A 21,486-nucleotide genomic window follows, 5' to 3' on the forward strand; every position below is an offset into this window, starting at 1 on the left:
TGTTTGTCCGGTGAACGGTGAACCTTAAACTTACCCTTAAGCCGCTCGATACTGATTGCGCGCTTCCGGCGTGCGATACAGCACCAGCGTCGCGATCAGCCCGCAAATCGCCGCCGCGCCCAGGAACAGGCCAGGCGCCGCCTTGTTGCCGGTGGTGTGAATGAGCAGCGTCGAGATGGCCGGCGTGAAGCCGCCGATCGTCGTAGCCAGGCTGTAGGCGAGCGAGAAACCAGCGGTGCGCACTTCGACCGGCATCACTTCGGTCAGTGCCACCACCATCGCACCGTTATAGCTGCCGTACAGGAACGACAGCCACAGCTCGACCGCCAGCAGACGAACGAACGATGGCTCGGCAACCAGCCATTGCAGCGCCGGATAAGCGGTGACGATCGTCAGGATCGTGAAGGCGAGCAGCACCGGACGACGGCCGATACGATCCGACAGCGCGCCCGCGAGCGGCAACCAGATCAGGTTCGACAAACCGATACAGACGGTGACGACGAGCGTATCGATCGACGACAGCTTCAGCACTTCCTTGCCGAAGGTCGGCGTGTAAGCCGTGATCATGTAGAACGACACGGTGGTCATGATGACCATGCCCATCCCGCCCAGCACGATGCCCCAGTTAGCGACCATCGTCTTCATGATCTCGCCCATGCTCGGACGATGCTTGCGCGCCTTGAATTCCTCGGTTTCCTGCAACGAACGGCGGATGATGAACAGGAACGGCACGATCAGGCAGCCGATCAGGAACGGCACGCGCCAGCCCCAGGCGGTCATCTGGTCGGCCGGCAACCACTTGTTCAGGAACACGCCGATCAACGCGGCGAACACCACGGCAACCTGCTGGCTGCCCGACTGCCACGCGCAATAGAAGCCCTTGTTGCCCTTGGTCGCGATCTCCGACAGATAGACCGACACACCGCCCAGTTCGACCCCGGCGGAGAAGCCTTGCAGCAGCCGGCCAAATAGTACGAGTGCCGGGGCAAGTACGCCGATGGTCGCGTAGCCTGGAATCGCGGCGACCGTGAGGGTGCCGAGCGCCATCAGGCCGAGGGTGAGGATCAGGCCTTTGCGCCGGCCGTGATGGTCGATGTAGGCACCCAGCACGATCGCGCCCAGCGGACGCATCAGGAAGCCCGCGCCGAATACCGACAGCGACAGCATCAACGAGGCGAATTCGTTGCCGCTCGGAAAATAGGTCTTGGCAATCGCGGACGCGTAATAGCCGTAGACCATGAAGTCGTACATCTCAAGAAAGTTGCCGCTGACCACGCGGAAAACTGTCTTGACCTTGGATTCGCTCGATGAGGAAGCAGCGTGTGACGCAGTAGACATGACATTCTCTGGGTAACCCGTCGCCACGCAGACTGGTGGCGCTCAGGCAGTTGAAACGATCCACTGGGTTCGGCAAGCGGATGCCACGGGCAATTTGGAACGCGCCGGGGGCGCTGCATTTTCATGCTGAACACATTTACGCGGTATCAGGGTAAACGTTGTGAAATACCCAGAGCCCGCAACACGTAATGTTACCGTTCCTGGCACTGTCGCGTATTCCCTACATTTTCATTACAGATAAGATCCACTCACCGTTGCGACAAACTTTTTGCAGACAGGCCATTCCCGTTGACCACCCTCCCGATGCAAACCTCCCGCACACTTTCGCTGCGCCCTGCGACCCTCGCGGATGCAGCACTGATCGCCTCGATCCATAGCACCAGCTGGCAGGCCACCTATCGCGGCTTGCTGCCGGATGCCTTCCTCGACGGCGAGGTGACGGGCGAGCGCGCCGCCTATTGGGAGGCGCGCCTGCGCGCGCCGGGCAGCGAGCGCCGCATGGTCCTGATCGCCGAACTCGCGGACGAGCCGATTGGTTTCGTCTGCGTCGAACGGCAACCGGAGTCCGCGTGGGGCGTGCTGCTCGACAACCTGCATGCACTGCCAGGGCACCAGGGTATCGGCGCAGGCAAACTGTTGATGCGTGCAGCCGAAGACTGGGCTCGAGCACAGGGGGAGACGCAGTTGTACCTGTACGTGCTTGAGGGCAACACACCGGCGATCGGCTTTTATGAGCGACAAGGCTGGCAATTCGTCGGTGCCGAACCGGATCATATGGGCGGCGTGGACATTACTGCATTGCGCTACGTGTATCGGCTGGATCGATGACCGATGTGCGTCCGCTTTAATCGCCGTCCGGAACAAGGTCGATTCAGGATGAAGCAGCGAGTTTTTTCAGATCAATCCGATCGTTAGTTCAGCGACTTCCAGGCATCATCTTCCGCACCCCGATGGCTTCACAGTGACCGCTCATGCGGCGGCGTGCTCGACCCGAGTACGGCGTTTCCATATGGCGTTGCGTACAGCATTTTCGTACGCATCGCTCGAAGCCAGAGCCCATGAGCCGCCCGTCCGCGGCCCCCTTACGAGGCGCTGCGAAGAAACCGATGTCGACCACACTCCCCCTCACATTGATCGAAGGCTCCATGGCGTTGCCGAGCCTGTCGTCACAGTGCCGCCTGCTGCCCCCGCCATTCGGCCGCGACTGGGCGCTGGTACCGCCAGTGCACAGTTTGCGTGCGGAACTCAAGGCGCTCTATGCGGCCGTGCTACGCACCTTCTGCCTGAATGCTGAAACGATCCGCTCGCTCTGCCGCTGGGAACCGCTACGCAAACCGCCGGCTGCGTCCGCAGCGTTCCCCACGCCGGCCGCCTCGACAACCGTGCTCGATGCACCGCTTGACGGATCATTGCCAACGTCCGCCGAAGCCGCATCATTCTCTCCGGTTGGCGCACCGTCGGTTCCTGCCGCGCCGCGCGGCGGGTCGACGCACTGGGGCGCGCTAGCGGGCGGCGCCTGCGCACTCGGCGGCGCCGCGATGCTTGCGTGGATTACGTTCGGCCATCTGGCGCAGCGCCATACGAGTAGCGATGTCAAACCGGCAAAAAAGGTTCCGGTCCACCAGGAAGCGCAGTTGGCGAATCGTCGCTCGCCTGATACTGCTGTCACGCCGTACGCAGCGGCTGACAACCGTGTCGTGGCGCTTGAGCCGAACGCCGCGTCATTGCCCGCGCACTCGGCAGGCGCGCCTGGATCTGCACGGGCATCTGTACCCGCGTTGCCAGAAGAAATGCCGGGCGCAATTAACGCGGCTGCCCTGCGCGATTTCAAGGCAAGTCCCACCGCGGAAATCGTCACGCCGATCAATGCAACGCCGCCACGCCCCACAACCGGCAAAAAGATCTCTCGACGTCGGGAAAGGCTAAGCGAAGGCGTCCCGAGCGCACACGAAAGAAACGGCCGCGGTTCGCAGGCCTCCATCGCGACGCAGCGGTCACCGCAGTTGCCAGACATCTCGTCAATGAACTACGAAGCGCCGCAGATTGCGGTGCCGGCGAATGCACAACGAACATCGCCGAAACCATCGTCGGCGGGACCTTACTCGCCACTCGCGCCATCGCGGCTCGGCACCGGTGAATACGCGTCGATGACCCTATCCGCCGGCACCCACCTGCGTAATATCGCGCCCCCATCGCGCCCCGCTTCGTCGATCAATCCGCCTGGAACCAACGGGACAGAATGGATCAATCACATGTCGCAACGTCGCGTGACCGAGGTGCCCGATCAGTTCGACAGGTAAGCGCGCCACTATCCCGGAATCGCGGCACAAAAAAAGCCCGGCAGTTCGCTCTGCCGGGCTTTTTTGCGCTCATGCGCTTACTTCTGGGCTGGCAACCCGAATTCGGTTTGCCGCTGCAACTGCATCACTTCGCCCTGCACCTGACGCAACTGCGCCTGCGCCCTTTCCTTTTCCGCGTGCAACGCAGCCGCCTCGCCCTGGGTCTGCCGCTGATAGTCGTTGACCTTGGCCTGCTGCGTACGCGCAACCTCGAGATCGGCCTGTAACCGCTTGGCGCGATCCTCCGACAACGCGATGATGTTTTCGATGTACGCCTTCTGCGCCTGCAACTGCGTGCGGCGAATCTCGACGTCCGCGAGTTGTGCAGTCTGCTGGACAAAGCCAGCATAGATCGCTTCAGCACGGCCAACGTCTTCAGACCTGATCACACGCCAGAAGTGTTTGTCCTGAAAAAGCGCTACGTAGTAAGTCATTTCCTGCCGATAGAAAAACAGACTTGCGCCATAACTGCCGTTATACGTAGTGCGCAATTCGCTCAGCTTTGCGTCGTGAATCATCTGCATCAGTTCGGCAACATTGCCTTGCGCATCGCTGACGGTATCAGGCGTGCCCGATGCCGCACTGCGCAGCGCGGCGGCGACCGGTTGCGGCGTTAGCGTGTTCATGGCCGGCCGTGTGCCGACCAGAGGTGCGGCCTCGTCGCTTTGTGCTGCCAGCACGAAACCACCATGCTGCAACAGCGCACACGAGGTCGCGAGCAGCATGGCGCGCCGTACTATTAAGGGGTACTTCATACGTACTTGCTCCATGCAAATCCAAAACAGCCTCGGATTATCGCGCGGATTAGCCGTTAAGCGAAGCATTCAGGCGTCGCATTGAAAGACTTTAAATCGAGATAAATCGATAACGAATGATTTGACCGGATGGACTCATCAGTCGCGAAATAAAAGATTTCAGATAGGACAAAAGCACAGCAATCTGACTCATACGTTAGTCATGCAGACGTTTCCGAATCTGCACGGTACTCGCGCGAATCGGACACCAGCCAGCACGACAATATGGGGATAGCCACCGGGGATGGCGGCAGCACGCTGCAAGAATCTGTCTTGAAAGACCGGACTCGAAAGCGCGGCTTAAAGGCGGGGCCTTGAAACCGCGTTTCTGGAAATGCGTTTTTGAAACCGCGCGTCTAAAACCGGGTTTCGCGTGCCACCCGCAGGAACGTATCGAGCAACGGCGTGCAATCGAGCAACTCCGGACCGCCCGCGCGATGGAACTCAGGGTGCCACTGCACGCCCATCACGAACGGCGCACGCCGATAGCGCACGGCCTCGATGATGCCGTCCGACGCCGACACTGCCTCGATATTCAGATCGCGGCCGAGCGTTTTGACCGCCTGATGGTGAATCGAGTTGACGATCGCCTCGCGCCGGCCCGGAAACATATTGGCGAGCGTCGAGCCGTCCGGAAAATGAATGCTGTGTCGATGCTGATCGTAGTTCTCGTTGACGTGCGCGCCGGCGGTTGGCACGTCGGTGGCGATATCCTGGTACAACGTGCCGCCGAACGCCACGTTGATCAACTGGCAACCACGGCATACGCCAAGCACCGGCTTGCCCGACTCGACGAACTCATGCAGCAGTTCGAGTTCGTACATGTCGCGCACGCGGTCGCCCGGCCACTCGGGGCTCGTCGCCTGTTCCGCATACGACTGCGGCGAGACGTCCGCGCCGCCCTGCAGCAGCAGACCGTCGAGGTGCTTCGCATAGTCGCGCAAACGGATATTGCTCGGATGCAGCATGCCCTGGTGACCGACTGTTGGAATCATGAACACCAGCACGTCGCGTGACATGACCCAGTGCGCGATCGATTCCTCGAGATATTGCAGCGTCTTGCCACGCAGCCCCTTCGCGCCCGGCTCCGGGTGGAAGATACGCGCCGATACGCCGATGCGCAGCGTACGCTGCGTGATCCGCTGGCCGGCGCGATCGAACAGTTGACGCGCGCGCGCCGCGATAATGCGGCCGAACACGGTCCATGCCGAATCGCTTTGCTTCAGATAGCGCGGCGGCGACGGCGGCAACGCGTTCGGCGGCGGCGGGTTGGTCGCCGTGAAGTCAGGCGCGGCGCCGAACCCCGGCGGCGGCGAACCGGCCGGGCGAGGTGCGGCGGCTTGCTCCACGTTCTGCGCTTTGTCTGTGAGGGCGGCCTCGTCGGCCGGCACGGTCAATCCGTCAGCGGGCGCTTCGTTGCTCTCGAGCGTGGTCGAACGTGAGGCTTGAACCTTGGCGGCATGTCCTGCTCTAGCGGCCGCGCGCTCATGAACCTCGGCCTCCTGCTGCGCCGTCGACGCGGCCGCCGAACTGCGTGCTTCGGCCGCGTCGCGTTGCTGTGCCGTTTGCGGATGAGTGGGGGTGACCGTGGAGGCACTGCCGGGATCGTCGGTCGATGACCTCACCGCGGCCTCCTCGGCGGCCGGCGTCACCACGTCCTTGATCGGAGACTGGATCGAATCTTCGTGAGAGAGCGGTAGCGAGGCCGCCGGCTCCGGCGGCAAGACGTCACGTTTCGACGCCCCAGCGGTTGCGCCGGGCGGCGTTGGCGACGCTGAAGGCGACGGCGTGCCCGAAGGCGACGATGGGCTGCCGGGCTGGCCGGCGTTTTCAGGTTTGTTTTCGCTCATAACTGTCGGACAGGCGCCTTCCACGCGAACGAATGAATATGCCCTGATTATCCGCCAGCACGGCAAGCCCGGCAAACCCACACACAATTACTCACATTGTTGCCAGTCGAGACACGGTGCCGCCCCACTTAAGGGTCCGGCTGTTCTTCAAAGGTTTCGCGCAGCGCGATCTGCATCGCCGCGTGGATTTTCACGCACCAGCGCCAGACCAGCGCCAGCAGCGCCGCGGCGCAAACCAGCACCATGGTCAGCAGGCCGGTCGGCGGCAAAATACTGCCGGAGAGCGCCGCGACCAATAGAAACACGCCCACCATCGAGACCACCGGCACCAGGTCCGAGATCGCGTAACGGATCGCACTGGTGAAGCGCCCCGCTGTCGCCGGCTGCACGCTCACCTCGGCGAGCAGCAGCGCGAGCGATTTGGTCTTGCGGTAGACCGCGACCAGGAACGGCAGCGACAACACCAATGCGACACTCCACAGCACCACACGCTGCATCGGTTCGGACGCCACCCAGTGCGCGAGCAAGGTGCTGGTGTACGGCGCGCTATACGACACGATCAGGAAAATCGCCGCGACCAGCGCAAGATTGACGGCGATCTGCACAATGATCCGCCGCGTCATGCTGAACAGCGTCGGCTCGCCGCTTCCGGTGCTCAAACTGCGCAGCCACTGCCCGTACATGCCAAACACGTTGGCGAGCATGCGCGGCATGGCCTGTCCGAGGCGCTGCGTGAGCGGATCGGCGGCGCGGATCAGGTAAGGCGTGAAAAGCGTCGTCAAGGCGGAGACCGCCACCGCAATCGGATACAGAAAGGCGCTCGTCACCTTCAAGGTCAAGCCGAGCGATGCGATGATGAACGAGAACTCGCCGATCTGGGAGACGGTCATGCCGACCCGCATCGCCGTGCGGCCATCCTTGCCGGCGAGAAAGGTGCCGAGTCCGCACGAAACGATCTTGCCGACAATCACCGCCACGGTAATCACCGCAATCGGCCACGCGTAGTCGAGCAGCACGGCCGGATTCAGCATCAGGCCGATCGTCACGAAAAAGATCGCTGAGAAGGCGTCGCGCAGCGGCGCAATCAGGTGTTCGATGCGATGCAGATGGCGCGATTCGGCCATGATCGCGCCGATCAGGAACGCGCCGAGCGCCATGCTGTAATCGAGCTTCACCACCAGCAGACAGAAACCGAAGCAGAAGCCGAGCACCGACACCAGCAGCATTTCGTCGCTTTTGGCGCGCGCCACGTAGTTCAACGCACGCGGCACGACCAGAATGCCCACCACTAGCGACACCGTCATGAAGAGCAGCAGCTTGCCGAGCGTCACCACGGCGACACCGGCGCTCAACTGCCCGGTCTGTGCAATCCCGGAGAGCAGCACCAGCATCGCAATGGCGAGAATGTCCTCGACGATCAGAATCCCGAACACCAGTTGCGCGAAGCTCTCGCGCTTGAGGCCCAGCTCGGAGAGCGCCTTGACGATGATGGTCGTCGACGAAATCGCGAGAATCGCGCCGAGAAACAGCGAGTCCATCGAACTCCAGCCGAACGCGCTGCCGATCTCGTAACCGATCCACAGCATCAGCACGATTTCGGAAAGCGCCGCGACGATCGCCGTCGCGCCAACCTTGAAGAGCTTGCGCAGGCTGAATTCGAGCCCGAGCGAAAACATCAGGAACACCACGCCGAGTTCGCCGAGCGTCTGGATGGTCTGCTCGTCGTGGATCAGTTGGAACGGCGGCGTGTACGGGCCGATGATCACGCCCGCGGCGATGTAGCCCAGCACCACCGGCTGTTTCAGGCGATGGAACAGCACGGTGACGACGCCGGCGAGCGCCATCACGACCGCCAGGTCCTGAATGAAGCCGATGCCATGATGCATGGATGCGTCCCTTACAAAAAGTAATGTCTCAAAAAACGCAGTGTAACGTACTCATGCGACACGCCGACAACGCGCAAACGCCTAAAGGACGTGGGATTGACTGAACCAGAAAGGCGACCGGCTCGCGCCTCCATCCGAAACTTTTTTGACACGCTGGACACCTGTGAAATATCACAATAATATTTGCAGCATATTTTCTTGGGAGTCGAGTGATGCAGCAGGTGTCCTTCAACGTTGTAGATCGTTCCGGCGACAGTCGCGCCGATATCGTCGAAGTAAATCGTCTGACGATTGCCGGGTGGGCCGGCCGCGATCAGGCGGCGATCGAGCATCACATCGCCGAGCTGGCCGAACTCGGCGTGAAGCGGCCGTCGACCACGCCCTGCTTCTATCGCCTCGGCGCCGAACTGCTCACGCAGGCCGAACAGATCGACGTGGTCGGCGTGAAGTCCAGTGGGGAGGCCGAGTGCGTGCTGGTCCGCTCGAAGACCGGCTTGCTGGTGACCGTGGGCTCCGATCACACCGACCGCGAAGTCGAGGCATACGGCGTTACGGTCTCCAAACAGGTCTGCCCGAAACCGGTCGCACGCGACGCCTGGCGCTTCGACGAAGTGGCGGGCCACTGGGACCAGCTTGAACTGCGTGCTTTCGCCGTGACGAACAACGGCGAGCGGCGCGTCTATCAGCAAGGCAGCGTCGCGTCGCTGCTGCCGGCCGCCGATCTGCTGGAGCGTGCGCCCGTGGCAGAAGGCGCCGCGATGTTCTGCGGCACGCTGGCCGTGCAAGGCGGCATCGTCGGCATGGCCGACGGCGACGCGCTCGAGCTCGAACTGCACGACCCCGTCCTGAACCGCACGCTGCGTCACGCCTACCGCGTGCACGCGCTACCTATCGTCGAATGAGGCACCCATGAGTTCCCCTCCGCTACCCGCCAACGCCGACGCGTCTTCCGACGCGTGGCTCGAGGCCGCCGCCCTGCGCAAGATCACCTGGCGCATCATGCCGTTCCTGTTTCTCGTCTACGTGTTGTCGTACCTGGACCGCGTCAACATCGGTTATGCGAAGCTGCAGTTCACCGGCGACCTCGGCCTGTCGAACGCGGCGTACGGACTTGGCGCGGGGATCTTTTTCTTCGGTTATTTCGTGTTCGAAGTGCCGAGCAATCTGCTGCTGAAGAAATTCGGCGCCCGAGCCACCATCGCCCGCATCACGATGCTGTGGGGCCTGCTGTCGTGCCTGATGATGTTCGTGCACTCGGAAACGATGTTCTACGTGCTGCGCTTTTTTCTCGGCGTCGCCGAGGCCGGTCTGGTGCCGGGCGTGGTGCTGTATCTGACCTTCTGGTTTCCGTCCGACCGGCGCGCGCGGATGGTCGCCGTGTTCATGGCCGCGATTCCGGTCGCGGGCATCATCGGCGCGCCGTTGTCGGGCTTTTTGATGTCGGCGCTGCATGAAGCGCACGGCTTGCGCGGCTGGCAGTGGATGTTCCTGATCGAAGGCATTCCGTCGATCCTCGCGGGTTTCTGGGCGCTCGCCGTCTTGCGCAACACGCCGGCCGAAGCCGCCTGGCTCACCGACGACGAAAAGCGCGTGATTCTCAGCCGCCTCGCGCGCGAAAACACGGCGGCCGCAGCGGCCGGCGCCGAGCACAGTCTCGCGGTTGCGTTGCGCTCGGGCCGCTTCTGGCTGCTGACGCTGATCTACTTCTGCCTCGTCACCGGCAACGCGGGCTTCTCGTTCTGGCTGCCACAGATCGTCAAGGACCTCGGCGTCACCAATCTCGTTACGAACGGCTTCGTGACGGCGATTCCGTACCTTGCGGCGGGCATCGGCATGATCCTGATCGGCCGCTCGTCGGATATCACCGGTGAACGACGCTGGCACTACGCCGTGTGCTGTTTCATCGGCGCGGCGGGCCTGCTCGGCAGCGCCTCGGTGACCAATTCGATTCCGCTCGCCGTCACCGGTCTGTCGATTGCGTATATCGGCATTCTGGCGGGCTTCGGCATCTTCTGGTCGATGTCCACCACGTTCCTGCAAGGCAGCGCGGCCGTTGCCGGCATCGCCGTGATCAACTCGATTGCGAATCTGGCGGGCTATGTGAGTCCCTATGTACTCGGCATCGTCAAGGACGCGACGCATAGCGTGACCTTCGGGCTGGTGCTGATCGCGGGCGCGTTGATCGTCGGCGGCCTGGTTACGTTGATGATGCCGCGCGTCAAGGTGCAGCACGCCGCGGCGGTGACGCCGAGGAGCGCCTGACACGCCGGGGTTTCCGTGATTGCCGTGACGTGTGAGAACCAGGCACGCGTCACGCGCAAACGGCGCCGGCGAGCAACCGCCCACCCGGCGCCGTCAGCGCAAAACCTTGCACTACAATGCGGACGACACCGCCCGCACCTTCTTCACATGACGCTTTTGCAGACTGCCCGCCGTTCCAGTGCCCCCCGCGAAACCGCCTCGGCGAGTCTCGCCGAACAGGCCTATGCCTTCGTCAAGCGCGAGATCATCACGATGCGCTTGCGGCCGAGCGAGGTGCTCAACGAAGCAGAATTGATGGTGCTGACCGGCATCGGCAGAACGCCGGTTCACCAGGCGCTGCACCGGCTGGTGCACGAAGGCATGCTCACCATCATGCCCCGAAAGGGCATCATGGTCCGCCCGGTTTCGCTCGACGACGTGCTGGCGATCATCGACGTGCGGCTCGTCAACGAAAGCTACTGCGTCGAGCTGGCCGCGCGCCACGCGCAGCAACACGATTTCGACGCGATGCAGGCCTTGCTGGACCGCTCGTCGGTGTGCGTCGCCGCGCATGATATCGAGGGCATGATGGATATCGACCGCGAGTTTCATCTGGCGATTTCGGCGGCGTCGCGCAACCCGGTGCTGGCCGACATCCTGCGTGGTCTGCATGAACGGTCGCTGCGCTTCTGGTTCATTTCGCTGTCCGAGCCGCATCATCTCGAAGACGTCCACGAAGAACATCTGGAACTGTTTCACCTGCTGCGCGAACGCGATGCCGAAGGCGCCCGGCAATCGGTGCAAAAGCATATCGAAGCGTTCCGCGCGACCTTGTTCAACCGGATTTGACTGACCCCGAACGCGGACCCGGCTGCGCAGTCAGTGGGGGCCCGCCACAAAGTGATCTCAAGCTAACCGCGTATCTAACCGGATTCTCCCGACACCATGGCCACTGAATTCACGCCCTTCCCGCCGCTCGCCCAGCTTGCCGCCGACCTCGCCGCCGGCCGCACCACGAGCCGCGCGCTCATCGAAACCGCGCTCGAACGGATCGCCGATCCGGCCGGCCAGGGCGCGGCCGTCTTCATGCACGTCGACGCCGACAGCGCCCGCGCCGCCGCCGATGCACACGACCGCTTGCGCGTCGCCGGCACCGTCCTCTCGCCGCTCGCCGGCATTCCGGTGTCGGTCAAGGACCTGTTCGACATCGAAGGGCAGCCGACTCGCGCCGGTTCCGTGGTGCTGGCCGACGCGCCCGCCGCCAAGGCGGACGCCGTCGCGGTCGCGCGCCTGAAGCGGGCGGGCGCGGTGATCGTCGGGCGCACCAACATGAGCGAGTTCGCGTTTTCCGGGCTCGGCCTGAACCCGCACTACGGGCACCCGCTGTCGCCGTACCAGCGCGGTGTGAAGGGCGATGAGCGGATTTCGGGCGGTTCGTCGTCGGGCGCGGCGGCGTCGGTCGCGGACGGCATGGCGGCCGTCGCGCTCGGCACCGACACCGGCGGCTCGATCCGCATTCCGGCGGCACTGTGCGGCCTGACCGGCTTCAAGCCGACCGCCAGCCGTATTCCGAAGCAAGGCGGTGTGCCGCTCTCCCCGACGCTCGACTCGTTTGGGCCGATCGGCGTCTCGGTCGCGTGCTGCGCGCTGGTCGATCGCATGCTGGCCGGACTCGAGCCGCGCATTCCGGCGGCGCGCCCGCTCGAAGGCGTGCGCCTTGGCGTCCTGACCAATTTCGTGACCGAAGGCGTCGAACCGGCAGTTGCCGCCGCGATCGACACCGCGCTCAAGCATCTGGAAGCGGCCGGCGCCATCGTTACGGAAGTGCGCTTCGCGCCGCTCGACCGACTGGCGGAGATCAACCGCTTCGGCTTTTCGCCGATCGAAGCGTATGCGTGGCACCGTCCGCTGCTGGAAAAGCACCGCGAGCAGTACGACCCGCGCGTGCTGGTGCGCATCCTGAAGGGTCAGCCGGCCAGCGCCGCCGACTATCTGGACCTGCTCGCCGAACGCCAGGCGATGCTCAACGAAGCCGCGCGCACGCTGTGGCAGCGCTTCGACGCGGTGGTCGCGCCCACCGTGCCGGTGGTGCCGCCGCGCGTGGCCGATCTGATTCACGACGACGACGCATTTGGCCGCACCAATGCGCTGATCCTGCGCAATCCGAGTGCATTCAACTTCCTCGACGCCTGCGCACTGTCGCTGCCCTGCCATCTGCGTGGCGACGCGCCGGTCGGCCTGATGCTGGCAGGCGCGCCGCACGCCGACGACGCCTTGCTGGCAATCGGCCGCGGCGCCCAGGCGGTGCTCAACGCGATTCGCTGATTGGGCGCGGATTGGGGCGCTGAACAGGACACGGAGCACACACGGAACGGGGATTGCGACTTAAAAGCGCGATAAGCGCCAGGGCGGGGGTTCGCGCTAGAATCGCGGGCACCCGCCCTTTCCGTTTCCAGACAGCCACACGACCCATGAACAACGACAATGCGATGCTGCGCCGCGAGCGCTCCCTGCTGGTTCTGCTTGGCTTGATCTGCGTCGGCCTCGTCGCCGGCGCGCTGTATCTGCAATACGGCTTGCACGAAGACCCGTGCCCGCTGTGCATCATCCAGCGCTATTTCTTCCTGCTGATCGCGATTTTTGCGTTCCTCGGCGCACGTTTCAACAGCTGGCGCGGCGTGCGGCTGCTGGAAGTGCTGGCGGCGCTGTCGGCTCTCGGCGGCATCGTGACCGCCGCACGGCACGTGTACGTTCAGGCCAATCCGGGGTTTAGCTGCGGTTTCGATGCGCTGCAACCGGTTGTCGACAGCTTGCCGCCCGCGCACTGGCTGCCGGGCGTCTTCAAGGTGGCAGGGCTGTGCGAAACGGCCTATCCGCCGATTCTGGGGCTGTCGCTGCCCACCTGGTCGCTGGTGGCTTTCGTCGTGGCCTTCGTGCCGCTGGCGCTGAGCCTGCTTAAGAATCGCCGCCGTTTCGCCTGAACCGGTTGTTCCACCCGCTCCGGCTGTTCCGATTGAGATGACCGGCTTCACGCCGGCCTTTGACCTGCCTAACAAGGCGGGTCAAAGGCCGGCGTTTTCACATCCGCTTCGGCCCGTAAATTCGGCCAGACCCGCGCGCAGGCGGGCTGCCAGCCGCGCCACCCTCCTCCGCCCCGCTCGGCCCCGCTCGGCCCCGCCCCACCTGGTTTTCCCCAATCCGTCCCGCCTCACGCAACTTCCCGGCCCGGCAGGAATCGTACTAATCACATGACCGCTTCCGAATAAGCTTCATGCGAGTTGGGAAATATTTTCGGGACAAGGTAGTGCTATCTTCATAACTGGATGGCGATCTACGTGCGCGAGGCCGGCTTTGGCGCGACCCCATGCGTAACGCGCGCCCGGTCCGCACTGTCTTTCGGATTCACCATGACAACGCAAACCATCCGCTTTTATCACCAGGGGTCCGTCCGTGAGGTCGCGGGCGTCCCGGCGGCGCGCACCGTGCTTCAGCACCTGCGCGAGGATTTGCATTGCACGGGCACCAAGGAAGGCTGCGCGGAGGGCGACTGCGGCGCCTGCACGGTGGTGATCGGCGAACTGGACGCGCAAGGCGGTGTTGCGCTGAAAGCGGTCAATGCCTGTATTCAGTTCCTGCCGACGCTGGACGGCAAAGCCCTCTTCACCGTCGAGGACCTGCGCGCCGCCGACGGCGCCCTGCACCCCGTCCAGCAGGCCATGGTCGATTGCCACGGCTCCCAGTGCGGTTTCTGCACCCCCGGCTTCGTGATGTCGATGTGGGCGTTGTACGAAAACCAGCCGGCCGCCGCCGGCCTGCCCACCCGCGATGAAATCAACGCCGCGCTGTCCGGCAATCTGTGCCGCTGCACCGGCTACCGGCCGATTGTCGATGCATCGCAGAAGATGTTCGACTATCCGCAATACCCCCGCGTAACGCTCGACCGCAAGGCGCTCGCCGACGCGCTGCGCCCGATCCAACGCCGTGACACGTTCGAGTACAGCGCGCCCGATACGCGCGGCGCCGCCTTCGGCTCGCCCACCTTCCATGCACCGGTCACGCTCGATGCGTTCGCAAGACTGCGCGCCGAGCATCCGCAGGCACGTCTGCTGGCCGGCAGCACCGACGTCGGTCTATGGGTCACCAAGCAGTTCCGCGATCTCGGCGACATCCTGTATATCGGCAACGTCGCCGAATTGAAGACGATCGAACGCGACGCGCAGACGCTGACAATCGGCGCCGCCGTCACGCTTGAAGACGCCTACGCGGCGCTCGCTGTCGATTACCCCGAACTGGCCGAGTTATGGACGCGCTTCGCGTCGCTGCCGATCCGCAATGCCGGCACGCTCGGCGGCAACGTCGCGAACGGCTCGCCGATCGGCGATTCGATGCCCGCGCTGCTCGCGCTCGGCGCCGAAGTCGTGCTGCGTCACGGCGCCAAAACCCGCACGTTGACGCTCGACGCCTTCTACCTCGGCTATCAGAAAACCGCGCTCGCGGCCGGCGAATTCGTCGCGGCGCTGCGGGTGCCGCGTCCGGCGCGCGATTTGCGCTTTCGCACCTACAAAGTGTCGAAGCGCTACGATCAGGACATCTCCGCGGTGTGCGCCGCGTTCGCGCTGCACATCGGCGAAAACGGCGCGATTGCGAATGCCCACATTGCCTTCGGCGGCATGGCCGCGACACCGAAACGCGCCGCGCAAACCGAGGCCGCGCTGATCGGCGCAACATGGAACGAAGGCACCGCGCGGCAAGCCATGAACGCACTCGTCGCCGATTATCAGCCGCTCACCGACATGCGCGCCTCGAGCGCCTATCGGCTCAAGGTGGCGCGCAACCTGCTGTGGCGCTTCCACCTCGAAACGCGCGACGCAGCGCCGCTCGCCCTCTGCGACGTGAATGCGTTCGCGTACGAATCCGGCGGCCCGGACGCGGTCGTGGCCAAGGAGTCGTCGTGATGAACCGGACCGATGCTTTTATCGAGCATGCCGCGAGGCACACCGCCGCGCAGGAAAACGAAACGGCGATCGGCGTTTCGCTGCCGCACGAATCCGCCACCCTGCACGTGAGCGGCGAGGCCACCTACACGGACGACCTCCCCGAATTGCAAGGCACGCTGCACGCGGCGCTGGGACTCTCGCGGCACGCGCACGCGCGAATCGTGTCGCTCGATCTGGATGCCGTCAGAAAAGCGCCAGGCGTGATCGCCGTGCTGAGCGCCGAAGATATCCCCGGCGAGAACAATTGCGGCCCGGTGCTGCACGACGATCCGATTCTCGCTGTCGACGAAGTGCTGTATCTCGGCCAACCGGTGTTCGCGGTGATCGCCGAGAGTCATGAGCTCGCACGCCGCGCCGCCGCGCTGGCCAAAAGTGACGACGTCGTGCGATACGAACCGCTCGAAGTCGTCCTCACGCCCGCCGAAGCGAAAGCCAACAAGCAGTTCGTCCTGCCGCCGCTGCACCTGAAGCGCGGCGACCCCGACGCAAAAATAGCCGCGGCTCCGCACACAATCCGTGGCACGTTTGAAGTCGGCGGCCAGGAGCAGTTTTATCTCGAAGGCCAGATCGCCTACGCCGTGCCCAAGGAAATGGACGGCATGCTCGTCTACAGTTCGACGCAGCATCCGAGCGAAATGCAGCAGGTCGTCGCGCATATGCTCGGTTGGCCGGCGCACAACGTGCTGTGCGAATGCCGGCGGATGGGTGGCGGCTTCGGCGGCAAGGAATCGCAATCGGCGCTGTTCGCGTGCGTGGCCTCGCTCGCGGCGAAACTGCTGCGCCGCCCGGTCAAACTGCGCGCCGATCGCGACGACGATTTCATGATCACCGGCAAGCGCCACGACGCGGTCTACGCGTACGAAGCCGGCTTTGACGATAGCGGCCGGATTCTCGGCGCGCGCGTGGAAATCGCCTTGCGAGCAGGCTATTCCGCCGACCTATCGGGCGCGGTCGCGACCCGTGCCGTGTGTCACTTCGACAATGCGTACTACCTGTCCGACGTCGACATCGTCGCGCTGTGCTGCAAGACGAATACCCAATCGAACACCGCGTTTCGCGGCTTCGGCGGCCCGCAAGGCGCGCTGGTGATGGAAGTGATGCTCGACAGCATCGCGCGTCAATTGAAATGCGACCCGCTCGATGTGCGGCTTGCCAACTACTACGGTATCGGCGAACGCGACACGACGCCGTACGGACAACACGTCGAAGACAACATCATCGCGCCGCTGACCGACGAGCTGCTCGAAACCAGCGACTACCGCGCGCGCCGCGAAGCAATCGCGGCGTTCAATGCGCAGAGTCCCGTGCTCAAACGCGGCCTCGCATTCTCGCCGGTGAAGTTCGGCATCTCGTTCAACGTGCCGTTTCTGAATCAGGCCGGCGCGCTGGTGCATGTGTACAAAGACGGTTCGGTGCTCGTCAATCACGGCGGCACCGAAATGGGCCAGGGGCTCAACACGAAGGTCGCGCAGGTCGTTGCGAATCAACTCGGCTTGCCGCTTTCGCGCGTGCGCGTCACGGCAGCCGATACGTCGAAAATCGCCAATACCTCGGCGACGGCGGCGTCCACCGGCAGCGACCTGAACGGCAAAGCCGCCGAAGCCGCGGCGCGAACCATTCGCGACCGGCTCGCCGAACTCGCCGCGAGGCAACTCGGCGGTACCGCCGAATCGGTGAAATTCGCCAACGGCGAGGTGTCGGCGAATGGCGGTGCAATGCCGTTTGAGCAACTGGTCGGGGCCGCGTATCTGGCGCGCGTGCAGTTGTGGTCGGACGGCTTCTATACGACGCCGAAAGTCCATTGGGACGCGCAAACGCTAACTGGCCACCCGTTTTATTATTTTGCGTACGGCGCGGCGGTGTCGGAAGTGGTGATCGACACGCTGACCGGCGAATGGAAACTGGTTCGTGCGGACGTGTTGCACGACGCCGGCGAATCGATCAATCCGGCGATCGATATCGGCCAGGTGGAAGGCGGTTTCATTCAAGGCATGGGCTGGCTCACTACGGAAGAATTGTGGTGGAACCGCGACGGCCGCCTGATGACGCATGCGCCGTCCACTTACAAGATTCCCGCCGTCAGCGATACGCCGGCGGCATTCACCGTGCAGCTTTATCGAAACCGGAACGCCGAGCCGACCGTGTTCCATTCGAAGGCAGTGGGCGAGCCGCCTCTGCTGCTGCCCTTCTCGGTATTCCTCGCGATTCGTGACGCGATCGCTGCTGCGGTGCCGGACGCGGAAAACGCGCCGTCGTTGCGCGCGCCCGCGACGCCCGAAGCGATTCTGGACGCACTCGACGCGTTGCAACCGGCCGCATGGACACCTCACGCGGCCACGTATGGAGAACCGCCGGATGCAAGCCTGGCTACCTGACCTGCAACAACTGCTCGCGCACGGCGACGCCGCCGTGCTGGTGACGGTCGCCCGCGTCGAAGGTTCGGCGCCCCGCGAAGCCGGCACCAAGATGATCGTCACGCGCGATTCGGCCAAGCACACGATCGGCGGCGGACACCTCGAATGGAAGGCCATCGAGACCGCGCGCCAGGTGCTGCGCGACGGCATGCGCTCACCGCACATGCGCCGCCTCGAACGCTTCGCGCTTGGGCCGAGTCTCGGCCAATGCTGCGGCGGCGCGGTGATTCTCGCCTTTGAGCGCCTCGACATTGGCGACCTCGGCTGGATTACGTCGCTCGCAAAACGCGTGGCCGCGGGCCTTTCGACGGTGCGTAGCGTATCATTCGGCCCCGCACCGGATGCGGTGATGCTGTCCGACCCCGAGCCGGGTGTCGATGCCGCCGACTGCCTGCTGTGGGACGGCGCCGGCTTCGACGACAGCGGCGCGTTGCTCACCGAAACCATCGCCCCAGGCGACTTCCAGGTCGTGCTGTTCGGCGCCGGTCACGTGGGCGCGGCGCTGGTTCGCGTGCTGGCCACGCTGCCTTGCACCGTCCGCTGGGTCGACGAGCGCGACGCGCAGTTTCCGCCTGTGGAAACGCTGCATGCGCCGAATGTGAAGATCGATCCGAACGACGCGCCCGACGAAGCCATCGACCGGGCCGCGCCGCATACGTACTTCATCGTGATGACGCACAACCATGCGCTCGATCTCGAGTTGGCCGAGCGCATTCTGCGGCGCGGCGATTTCGCGTTCTTCGGCATGATCGGCTCGCACACCAAGCGCAAGCAGTTCGAACACCGGCTGGCCGCGCGCGGCATCGATCCGTCGCAGATTGCGCGCATGAAGTGCCCGCTCGGCGTGGACGGTATCGTCGACAAGTCGCCGGAGATCATCGCGATCTCGGCGGCCGCCCAGGTGTTGCAGGCCGTGGAGGCGAATGCGGGCGCGCATGCGGCGCAGACGGTCTGATTTGCCGCACAATCGACCTGCCGCCCCGAACGCGATTGCATCCTGCCCTGCATCCCGCATCCGGAGCGAACCGACTCCAATGAACTCCTGACCGACCATGACTACAACAACCGCTACCCCTCTATCGCTCGTCGAGAAAACCGCTCGCGCACCGAAGGCCGAGCTGCACATCCATATTGAAGGCTCGCTCGAACCCGAGTTGATCTTCGCGCTCGCCGAACGCAACGGCGTGAAGCTCGCCTATGACTCGATCGACGCCCTGCGCGCCGCGTACGCGTTCACCGATCTGCAATCGTTCCTCGACATCTATTACGCCGGCGCGAGCGTCCTGTTGCACGAGCAGGACTTCTATGACATGACGATGGCGTATGTTGAACGCTGCCTCGCCGACAACGTGATCCACAGCGAAATCTTCTTCGATCCGCAGACGCATACCGAGCGTGGCGTACCGATCGCAACCGTGGTCGCAGGCATTGATCGCGCGTTGGCCGATGCGGAACAGCGCGGCATGTCGAGCAAACTGATTCTGTGTTTCCTGCGCCATCTGTCCGAAGAAGATGCACTCGCCACGTTTGAAGAAGCACGGCCATTGTTCGAGCAATACAAGCATCGCCTGATCGGCGTGGGGCTCGATTCGTCCGAGCGCGGTCATCCGCCCTCGAAGTTCGAACGCGTATTCGCCCAGGCACGCGGGCTCGGCCTGAAACTGGTCGCGCATGCAGGCGAAGAAGGCCCGCCGTCGTATATCTACGAAGCGCTCGATCTGCTGAAAGTGGACCGCGTCGACCACGGCGTGCGCAGCATCGAAGATCCGGCGCTCGTCACGCGCCTCGCCGATACGCGCGTCGCGCTGACCGTGTGTCCGTTGTCGAATCTCAAGCTCTGCGTGTTCGACGACATGACCAAACACACCCTGAAGGATCTGCTCGATTGCGGCGTCGCCGTCACGGTGAATTCCGACGATCCGGCCTATTTCGGCGGCTACGTGAACGCCAACTATTTCGCCATCATCGACGCGTTGAAGCTCAACGATGCCGAGGTCTACACGATCATCCGCAACAGCTTCGAAGCGTCGTTCGTCACGCCCGAGCAACGCAGCGAACTGATCGCGAAGCTCGACGCGCAATGGCACCCAGGCGGCCCGCACTGACGGGCCAATGAATGGCAGCCGGCGGCGGCACGGGTTCGTTTCACAGCCTGAATAAAACCGTCGTCCGTGCTGCGCAGCTCCCCACAATACGGAGACGGTTTTTCTCATGACTCAATCGGCACAATCGACCCAATCAGCATTCCGCGCACAACTGCTGACCTTCAACGGCGACCCGGCGCAATCGCCCAACGCGGCGGTCTTCAACGAAGACGGCTTGCTGATCGTCGAAGACGGCCATGTCGTCGCGGCGGGTGCGTATGCCGCGCTTGCATCGCTGCTCGCGCCGGGCACTCATGTGCAGGAGATGCGCGACAAGCTGATCGTGCCGGGGTTTATCGATACACACATTCACTATCCGCAGACCGACATGATCGCGTCGCCGGCGCCGGGGCTCTTGCCCTGGCTCGACACGTACACGTTCCCGACCGAGCGCCGCTTCGCCGATCCGGCGTATGCGCGCGATACGGCGAGCTTCTTCGTCGATGAACTGCTGGCTTGCGGCACAACCACCGCGCTCGTGTATTGCACGGTCCATAAGGACTCGGCCGACGCCCTTTTCACCGAAAGCGAAGCACGCAATCTGCGCATGGTGGCCGGCAAAGTGCTGATGGATCGCAACTGCCCGGAATTCCTGCGCGACACCGCGCAATCGGGCTATGACGACAGCGCCGAGCTGATCGGCCGCTGGCACAACCGTGGCCGCCAGATGTACGCGCTCACGCCGCGTTTCGCGCCGACCTCGACCGAAGCGCAACTCGAAGCGTGCGGCGTGCTGGCGGGCAAGCATCCGGACATTTTCATCCAGAGCCACGTCGCCGAGAATACGGACGAAGTGAAGTGGGTCGCCGATCTGTTCCCGGGGCACCGCAGCTACCTGGACATCTACGATCACTACGGCCTGCTGCGCCGCCGCGCGGTGTACGGCCACTGCATCTATCTTGACGACGAAGACCGCAAGCGCATGGCGCAAACCGGCACGGTCGCCTCGCACTGCCCGACCTCGAACCTGTTCCTCGGCAGCGGCCTGTTCGACTTCGACAAGGCCGACGAAGCCGGCACGCCGATCGCGCTGGCGACGGACGTCGGCGGCGGCACCTCGTTCTCGATGCTGCAAACCATGAACGAGGCGCACAAGGTCGCGCGTCTGACCGGGCATCATCTGACGGCCACGCGCATGTTCTATCTCGCCACCGCTGGCGCCGCTGAAGCACTCGATCTGGCCGACAAGGTCGGCACGTTGAAGCCGAAGTCGGAAGCCGACTTCGTCGTGCTCGATCCGCAAGCCACGCCGCTGCTCGCGCGCCGGACCGCACGCACGGAATCGCTCGAGGAACTGCTGTTTGCGTTCGCGCTGCTCGGCGACGACCGCGCGATTTACGAAACGTATGCCGCGGGCAAGCGCGTGCATCGTCGCGACGACGTACGTCAGCACACGCCGCGTACGGCGAAAATCGCGGCCTGAGCGGTCTCCCAGGCTGATTCAGACGGGTGAATAAAATACGGCGCTTCTTGAAGGAAGCGC

Annotated in this window: 16 protein-coding genes; 12 read left to right on the forward strand and 4 right to left on the reverse strand. The window is 63.8% G+C overall.

Going from position 1 to position 21,486, the window contains the following annotated elements; genetic code table 11:
* Positions 1-36 precede the first annotated feature (36 nt).
* Entirely contained in the window at positions 37-1,338 is a 1,302-nt protein-coding gene (locus PQR67_RS07475) for an MFS transporter (protein ID WP_408456456.1), read from the reverse strand.
* A gap of 303 nt (positions 1,339-1,641) precedes the next feature.
* On the opposite strand from PQR67_RS07475, the gene PQR67_RS07480 reads away from it, so the two are divergent.
* A complete protein-coding gene (locus tag PQR67_RS07480; RefSeq protein ID WP_408456459.1) occupies positions 1,642-2,166 on the forward strand; it encodes a GNAT family N-acetyltransferase in 525 nt (174 codons plus the stop codon).
* Positions 2,167-2,444: 278 nt separating this feature from the next.
* Positions 2,445-3,638 carry a hypothetical protein gene (locus tag PQR67_RS07485; RefSeq protein ID WP_408456461.1) on the forward strand — a complete coding sequence of 398 codons (1,194 nt, stop codon included), beginning with the start codon at positions 2,445-2,447 and terminating at the stop codon, positions 3,636-3,638.
* Positions 3,639-3,715: 77 nt separating this feature from the next.
* Here the strand turns inward: PQR67_RS07485 and PQR67_RS07490 are convergent, their stop codons facing one another.
* The 3 genes from PQR67_RS07490 to PQR67_RS07500 all read right to left on the reverse strand — a co-directional run bounded on the left by PQR67_RS07490 (position 3,716) and on the right by PQR67_RS07500 (position 8,207).
* A complete protein-coding gene (locus PQR67_RS07490; RefSeq protein ID WP_408456464.1) occupies positions 3,716-4,432 on the reverse strand; it encodes a DUF2968 domain-containing protein in 717 nt (238 codons plus the stop codon).
* A 395-nt stretch (positions 4,433-4,827) separates the two neighbouring features.
* A complete protein-coding gene (locus PQR67_RS07495; RefSeq protein ID WP_408456467.1) occupies positions 4,828-6,321 on the reverse strand; it encodes a gamma-glutamyl-gamma-aminobutyrate hydrolase family protein in 1,494 nt (497 codons plus the stop codon).
* A 128-nt stretch (positions 6,322-6,449) separates the two neighbouring features.
* Positions 6,450-8,207 (reverse strand): cation:proton antiporter, encoded by a 1,758-nt coding sequence (locus PQR67_RS07500; protein WP_408456470.1) that lies wholly within the window; start codon positions 8,205-8,207, stop codon positions 6,450-6,452.
* 212 nt (positions 8,208-8,419) lie between these two features.
* Here PQR67_RS07500 and PQR67_RS07505 point away from each other — a divergent pair, with 212 nt between their 5' ends.
* From PQR67_RS07505 to guaD, 10 genes are all read left to right on the forward strand, one after another.
* Positions 8,420-9,109: a DUF2848 domain-containing protein gene (locus PQR67_RS07505; RefSeq protein ID WP_408456473.1), complete on the forward strand. Its 690-nt coding sequence runs from the start codon at positions 8,420-8,422 to the stop codon at positions 9,107-9,109.
* Positions 9,110-9,116: 7 nt separating this feature from the next.
* Entirely contained in the window at positions 9,117-10,469 is a 1,353-nt protein-coding gene (locus PQR67_RS07510) for an MFS transporter (protein ID WP_408456476.1), read from the forward strand.
* A gap of 147 nt (positions 10,470-10,616) precedes the next feature.
* Positions 10,617-11,297 (forward strand): GntR family transcriptional regulator, encoded by a 681-nt coding sequence (locus PQR67_RS07515; RefSeq protein WP_408456479.1) that lies wholly within the window; start codon positions 10,617-10,619, stop codon positions 11,295-11,297.
* A 96-nt stretch (positions 11,298-11,393) separates the two neighbouring features.
* Complete coding sequence (locus PQR67_RS07520; RefSeq protein WP_408456482.1) at positions 11,394-12,773, forward strand: amidase; 1,380 nt, start codon at positions 11,394-11,396, stop codon at positions 12,771-12,773.
* A gap of 146 nt (positions 12,774-12,919) precedes the next feature.
* Positions 12,920-13,429, forward strand: a complete 510-nt coding sequence (locus tag PQR67_RS07525; protein ID WP_408456485.1) for a disulfide bond formation protein B — start codon at positions 12,920-12,922, stop codon at positions 13,427-13,429.
* 426 nt (positions 13,430-13,855) lie between these two features.
* On the forward strand, positions 13,856-15,403 hold the full coding sequence (gene xdhA, locus PQR67_RS07530) for a xanthine dehydrogenase small subunit (protein ID WP_408456487.1): 1,548 nt from the start codon (positions 13,856-13,858) through the stop codon (positions 15,401-15,403).
* Positions 15,403-17,820 (forward strand): xanthine dehydrogenase molybdopterin binding subunit, encoded by a 2,418-nt coding sequence (xdhB, locus tag PQR67_RS07535; protein WP_408456488.1) that lies wholly within the window; start codon positions 15,403-15,405, stop codon positions 17,818-17,820. The genes xdhA and xdhB overlap by 1 nt, the downstream gene beginning before the upstream one ends.
* The gene (gene xdhC / locus PQR67_RS07540) at positions 17,801-18,814 is read left to right on the forward strand and encodes a xanthine dehydrogenase accessory protein XdhC (RefSeq protein ID WP_408456491.1); all 1,014 of its coding nucleotides are present in this window, start codon (positions 17,801-17,803) and stop codon (positions 18,812-18,814) included. The genes xdhB and xdhC overlap by 20 nt, the downstream gene beginning before the upstream one ends.
* A gap of 97 nt (positions 18,815-18,911) precedes the next feature.
* Positions 18,912-19,964, forward strand: a complete 1,053-nt coding sequence (locus PQR67_RS07545; RefSeq protein WP_408456494.1) for an adenosine deaminase — start codon at positions 18,912-18,914, stop codon at positions 19,962-19,964.
* Between the two features lie 106 nt (positions 19,965-20,070).
* On the forward strand, positions 20,071-21,426 hold the full coding sequence (guaD, locus tag PQR67_RS07550) for a guanine deaminase (RefSeq protein WP_408456497.1): 1,356 nt from the start codon (positions 20,071-20,073) through the stop codon (positions 21,424-21,426).
* The last annotated feature ends 60 nt before the right edge of the window (positions 21,427-21,486 follow it).

Source organism: Paraburkholderia fungorum, assembly GCF_046026025.1.
Classification (GTDB): domain Bacteria; phylum Pseudomonadota; class Gammaproteobacteria; order Burkholderiales; family Burkholderiaceae; genus Paraburkholderia; species Paraburkholderia fungorum_E.

Bases quoted from the DNA above. Each gene is read 5' to 3' on its own strand.
- guaD (WP_408456497.1), top strand. From the start codon at position 20,071: ATGACTCAATCGGCACAATCGACCCAATCAGCATTCCGCGCACAACTG.
- PQR67_RS07520 (WP_408456482.1), top strand. From the start codon at position 11,394: ATGGCCACTGAATTCACGCCCTTCCCGCCGCTCGCCCAGCTTGCCGCC.
- PQR67_RS07525 (WP_408456485.1), top strand. From the start codon at position 12,920: ATGAACAACGACAATGCGATGCTGCGCCGCGAGCGCTCCCTGCTGGTT.
- PQR67_RS07515 (WP_408456479.1), top strand. From the start codon at position 10,617: ATGACGCTTTTGCAGACTGCCCGCCGTTCCAGTGCCCCCCGCGAAACC.
- PQR67_RS07485 (WP_408456461.1), top strand. From the start codon at position 2,445: ATGTCGACCACACTCCCCCTCACATTGATCGAAGGCTCCATGGCGTTG.
- PQR67_RS07510 (WP_408456476.1), top strand. From the start codon at position 9,117: ATGAGTTCCCCTCCGCTACCCGCCAACGCCGACGCGTCTTCCGACGCG.
- PQR67_RS07505 (WP_408456473.1), top strand. From the start codon at position 8,420: ATGCAGCAGGTGTCCTTCAACGTTGTAGATCGTTCCGGCGACAGTCGC.
- xdhC (WP_408456491.1), top strand. From the start codon at position 17,801: ATGCAAGCCTGGCTACCTGACCTGCAACAACTGCTCGCGCACGGCGAC.
- PQR67_RS07500 (WP_408456470.1), bottom strand. From the start codon at position 8,207: ATGCATCATGGCATCGGCTTCATTCAGGACCTGGCGGTCGTGATGGCG.
- PQR67_RS07545 (WP_408456494.1), top strand. From the start codon at position 18,912: ATGACTACAACAACCGCTACCCCTCTATCGCTCGTCGAGAAAACCGCT.
- xdhA (WP_408456487.1), top strand. From the start codon at position 13,856: ATGACAACGCAAACCATCCGCTTTTATCACCAGGGGTCCGTCCGTGAG.
- PQR67_RS07495 (WP_408456467.1), bottom strand. From the start codon at position 6,321: ATGAGCGAAAACAAACCTGAAAACGCCGGCCAGCCCGGCAGCCCATCG.
- xdhB (WP_408456488.1), top strand. From the start codon at position 15,403: ATGAACCGGACCGATGCTTTTATCGAGCATGCCGCGAGGCACACCGCC.
- PQR67_RS07480 (WP_408456459.1), top strand. From the start codon at position 1,642: ATGCAAACCTCCCGCACACTTTCGCTGCGCCCTGCGACCCTCGCGGAT.
- PQR67_RS07475 (WP_408456456.1), bottom strand. From the start codon at position 1,338: ATGTCTACTGCGTCACACGCTGCTTCCTCATCGAGCGAATCCAAGGTC.
- PQR67_RS07490 (WP_408456464.1), bottom strand. From the start codon at position 4,432: ATGAAGTACCCCTTAATAGTACGGCGCGCCATGCTGCTCGCGACCTCG.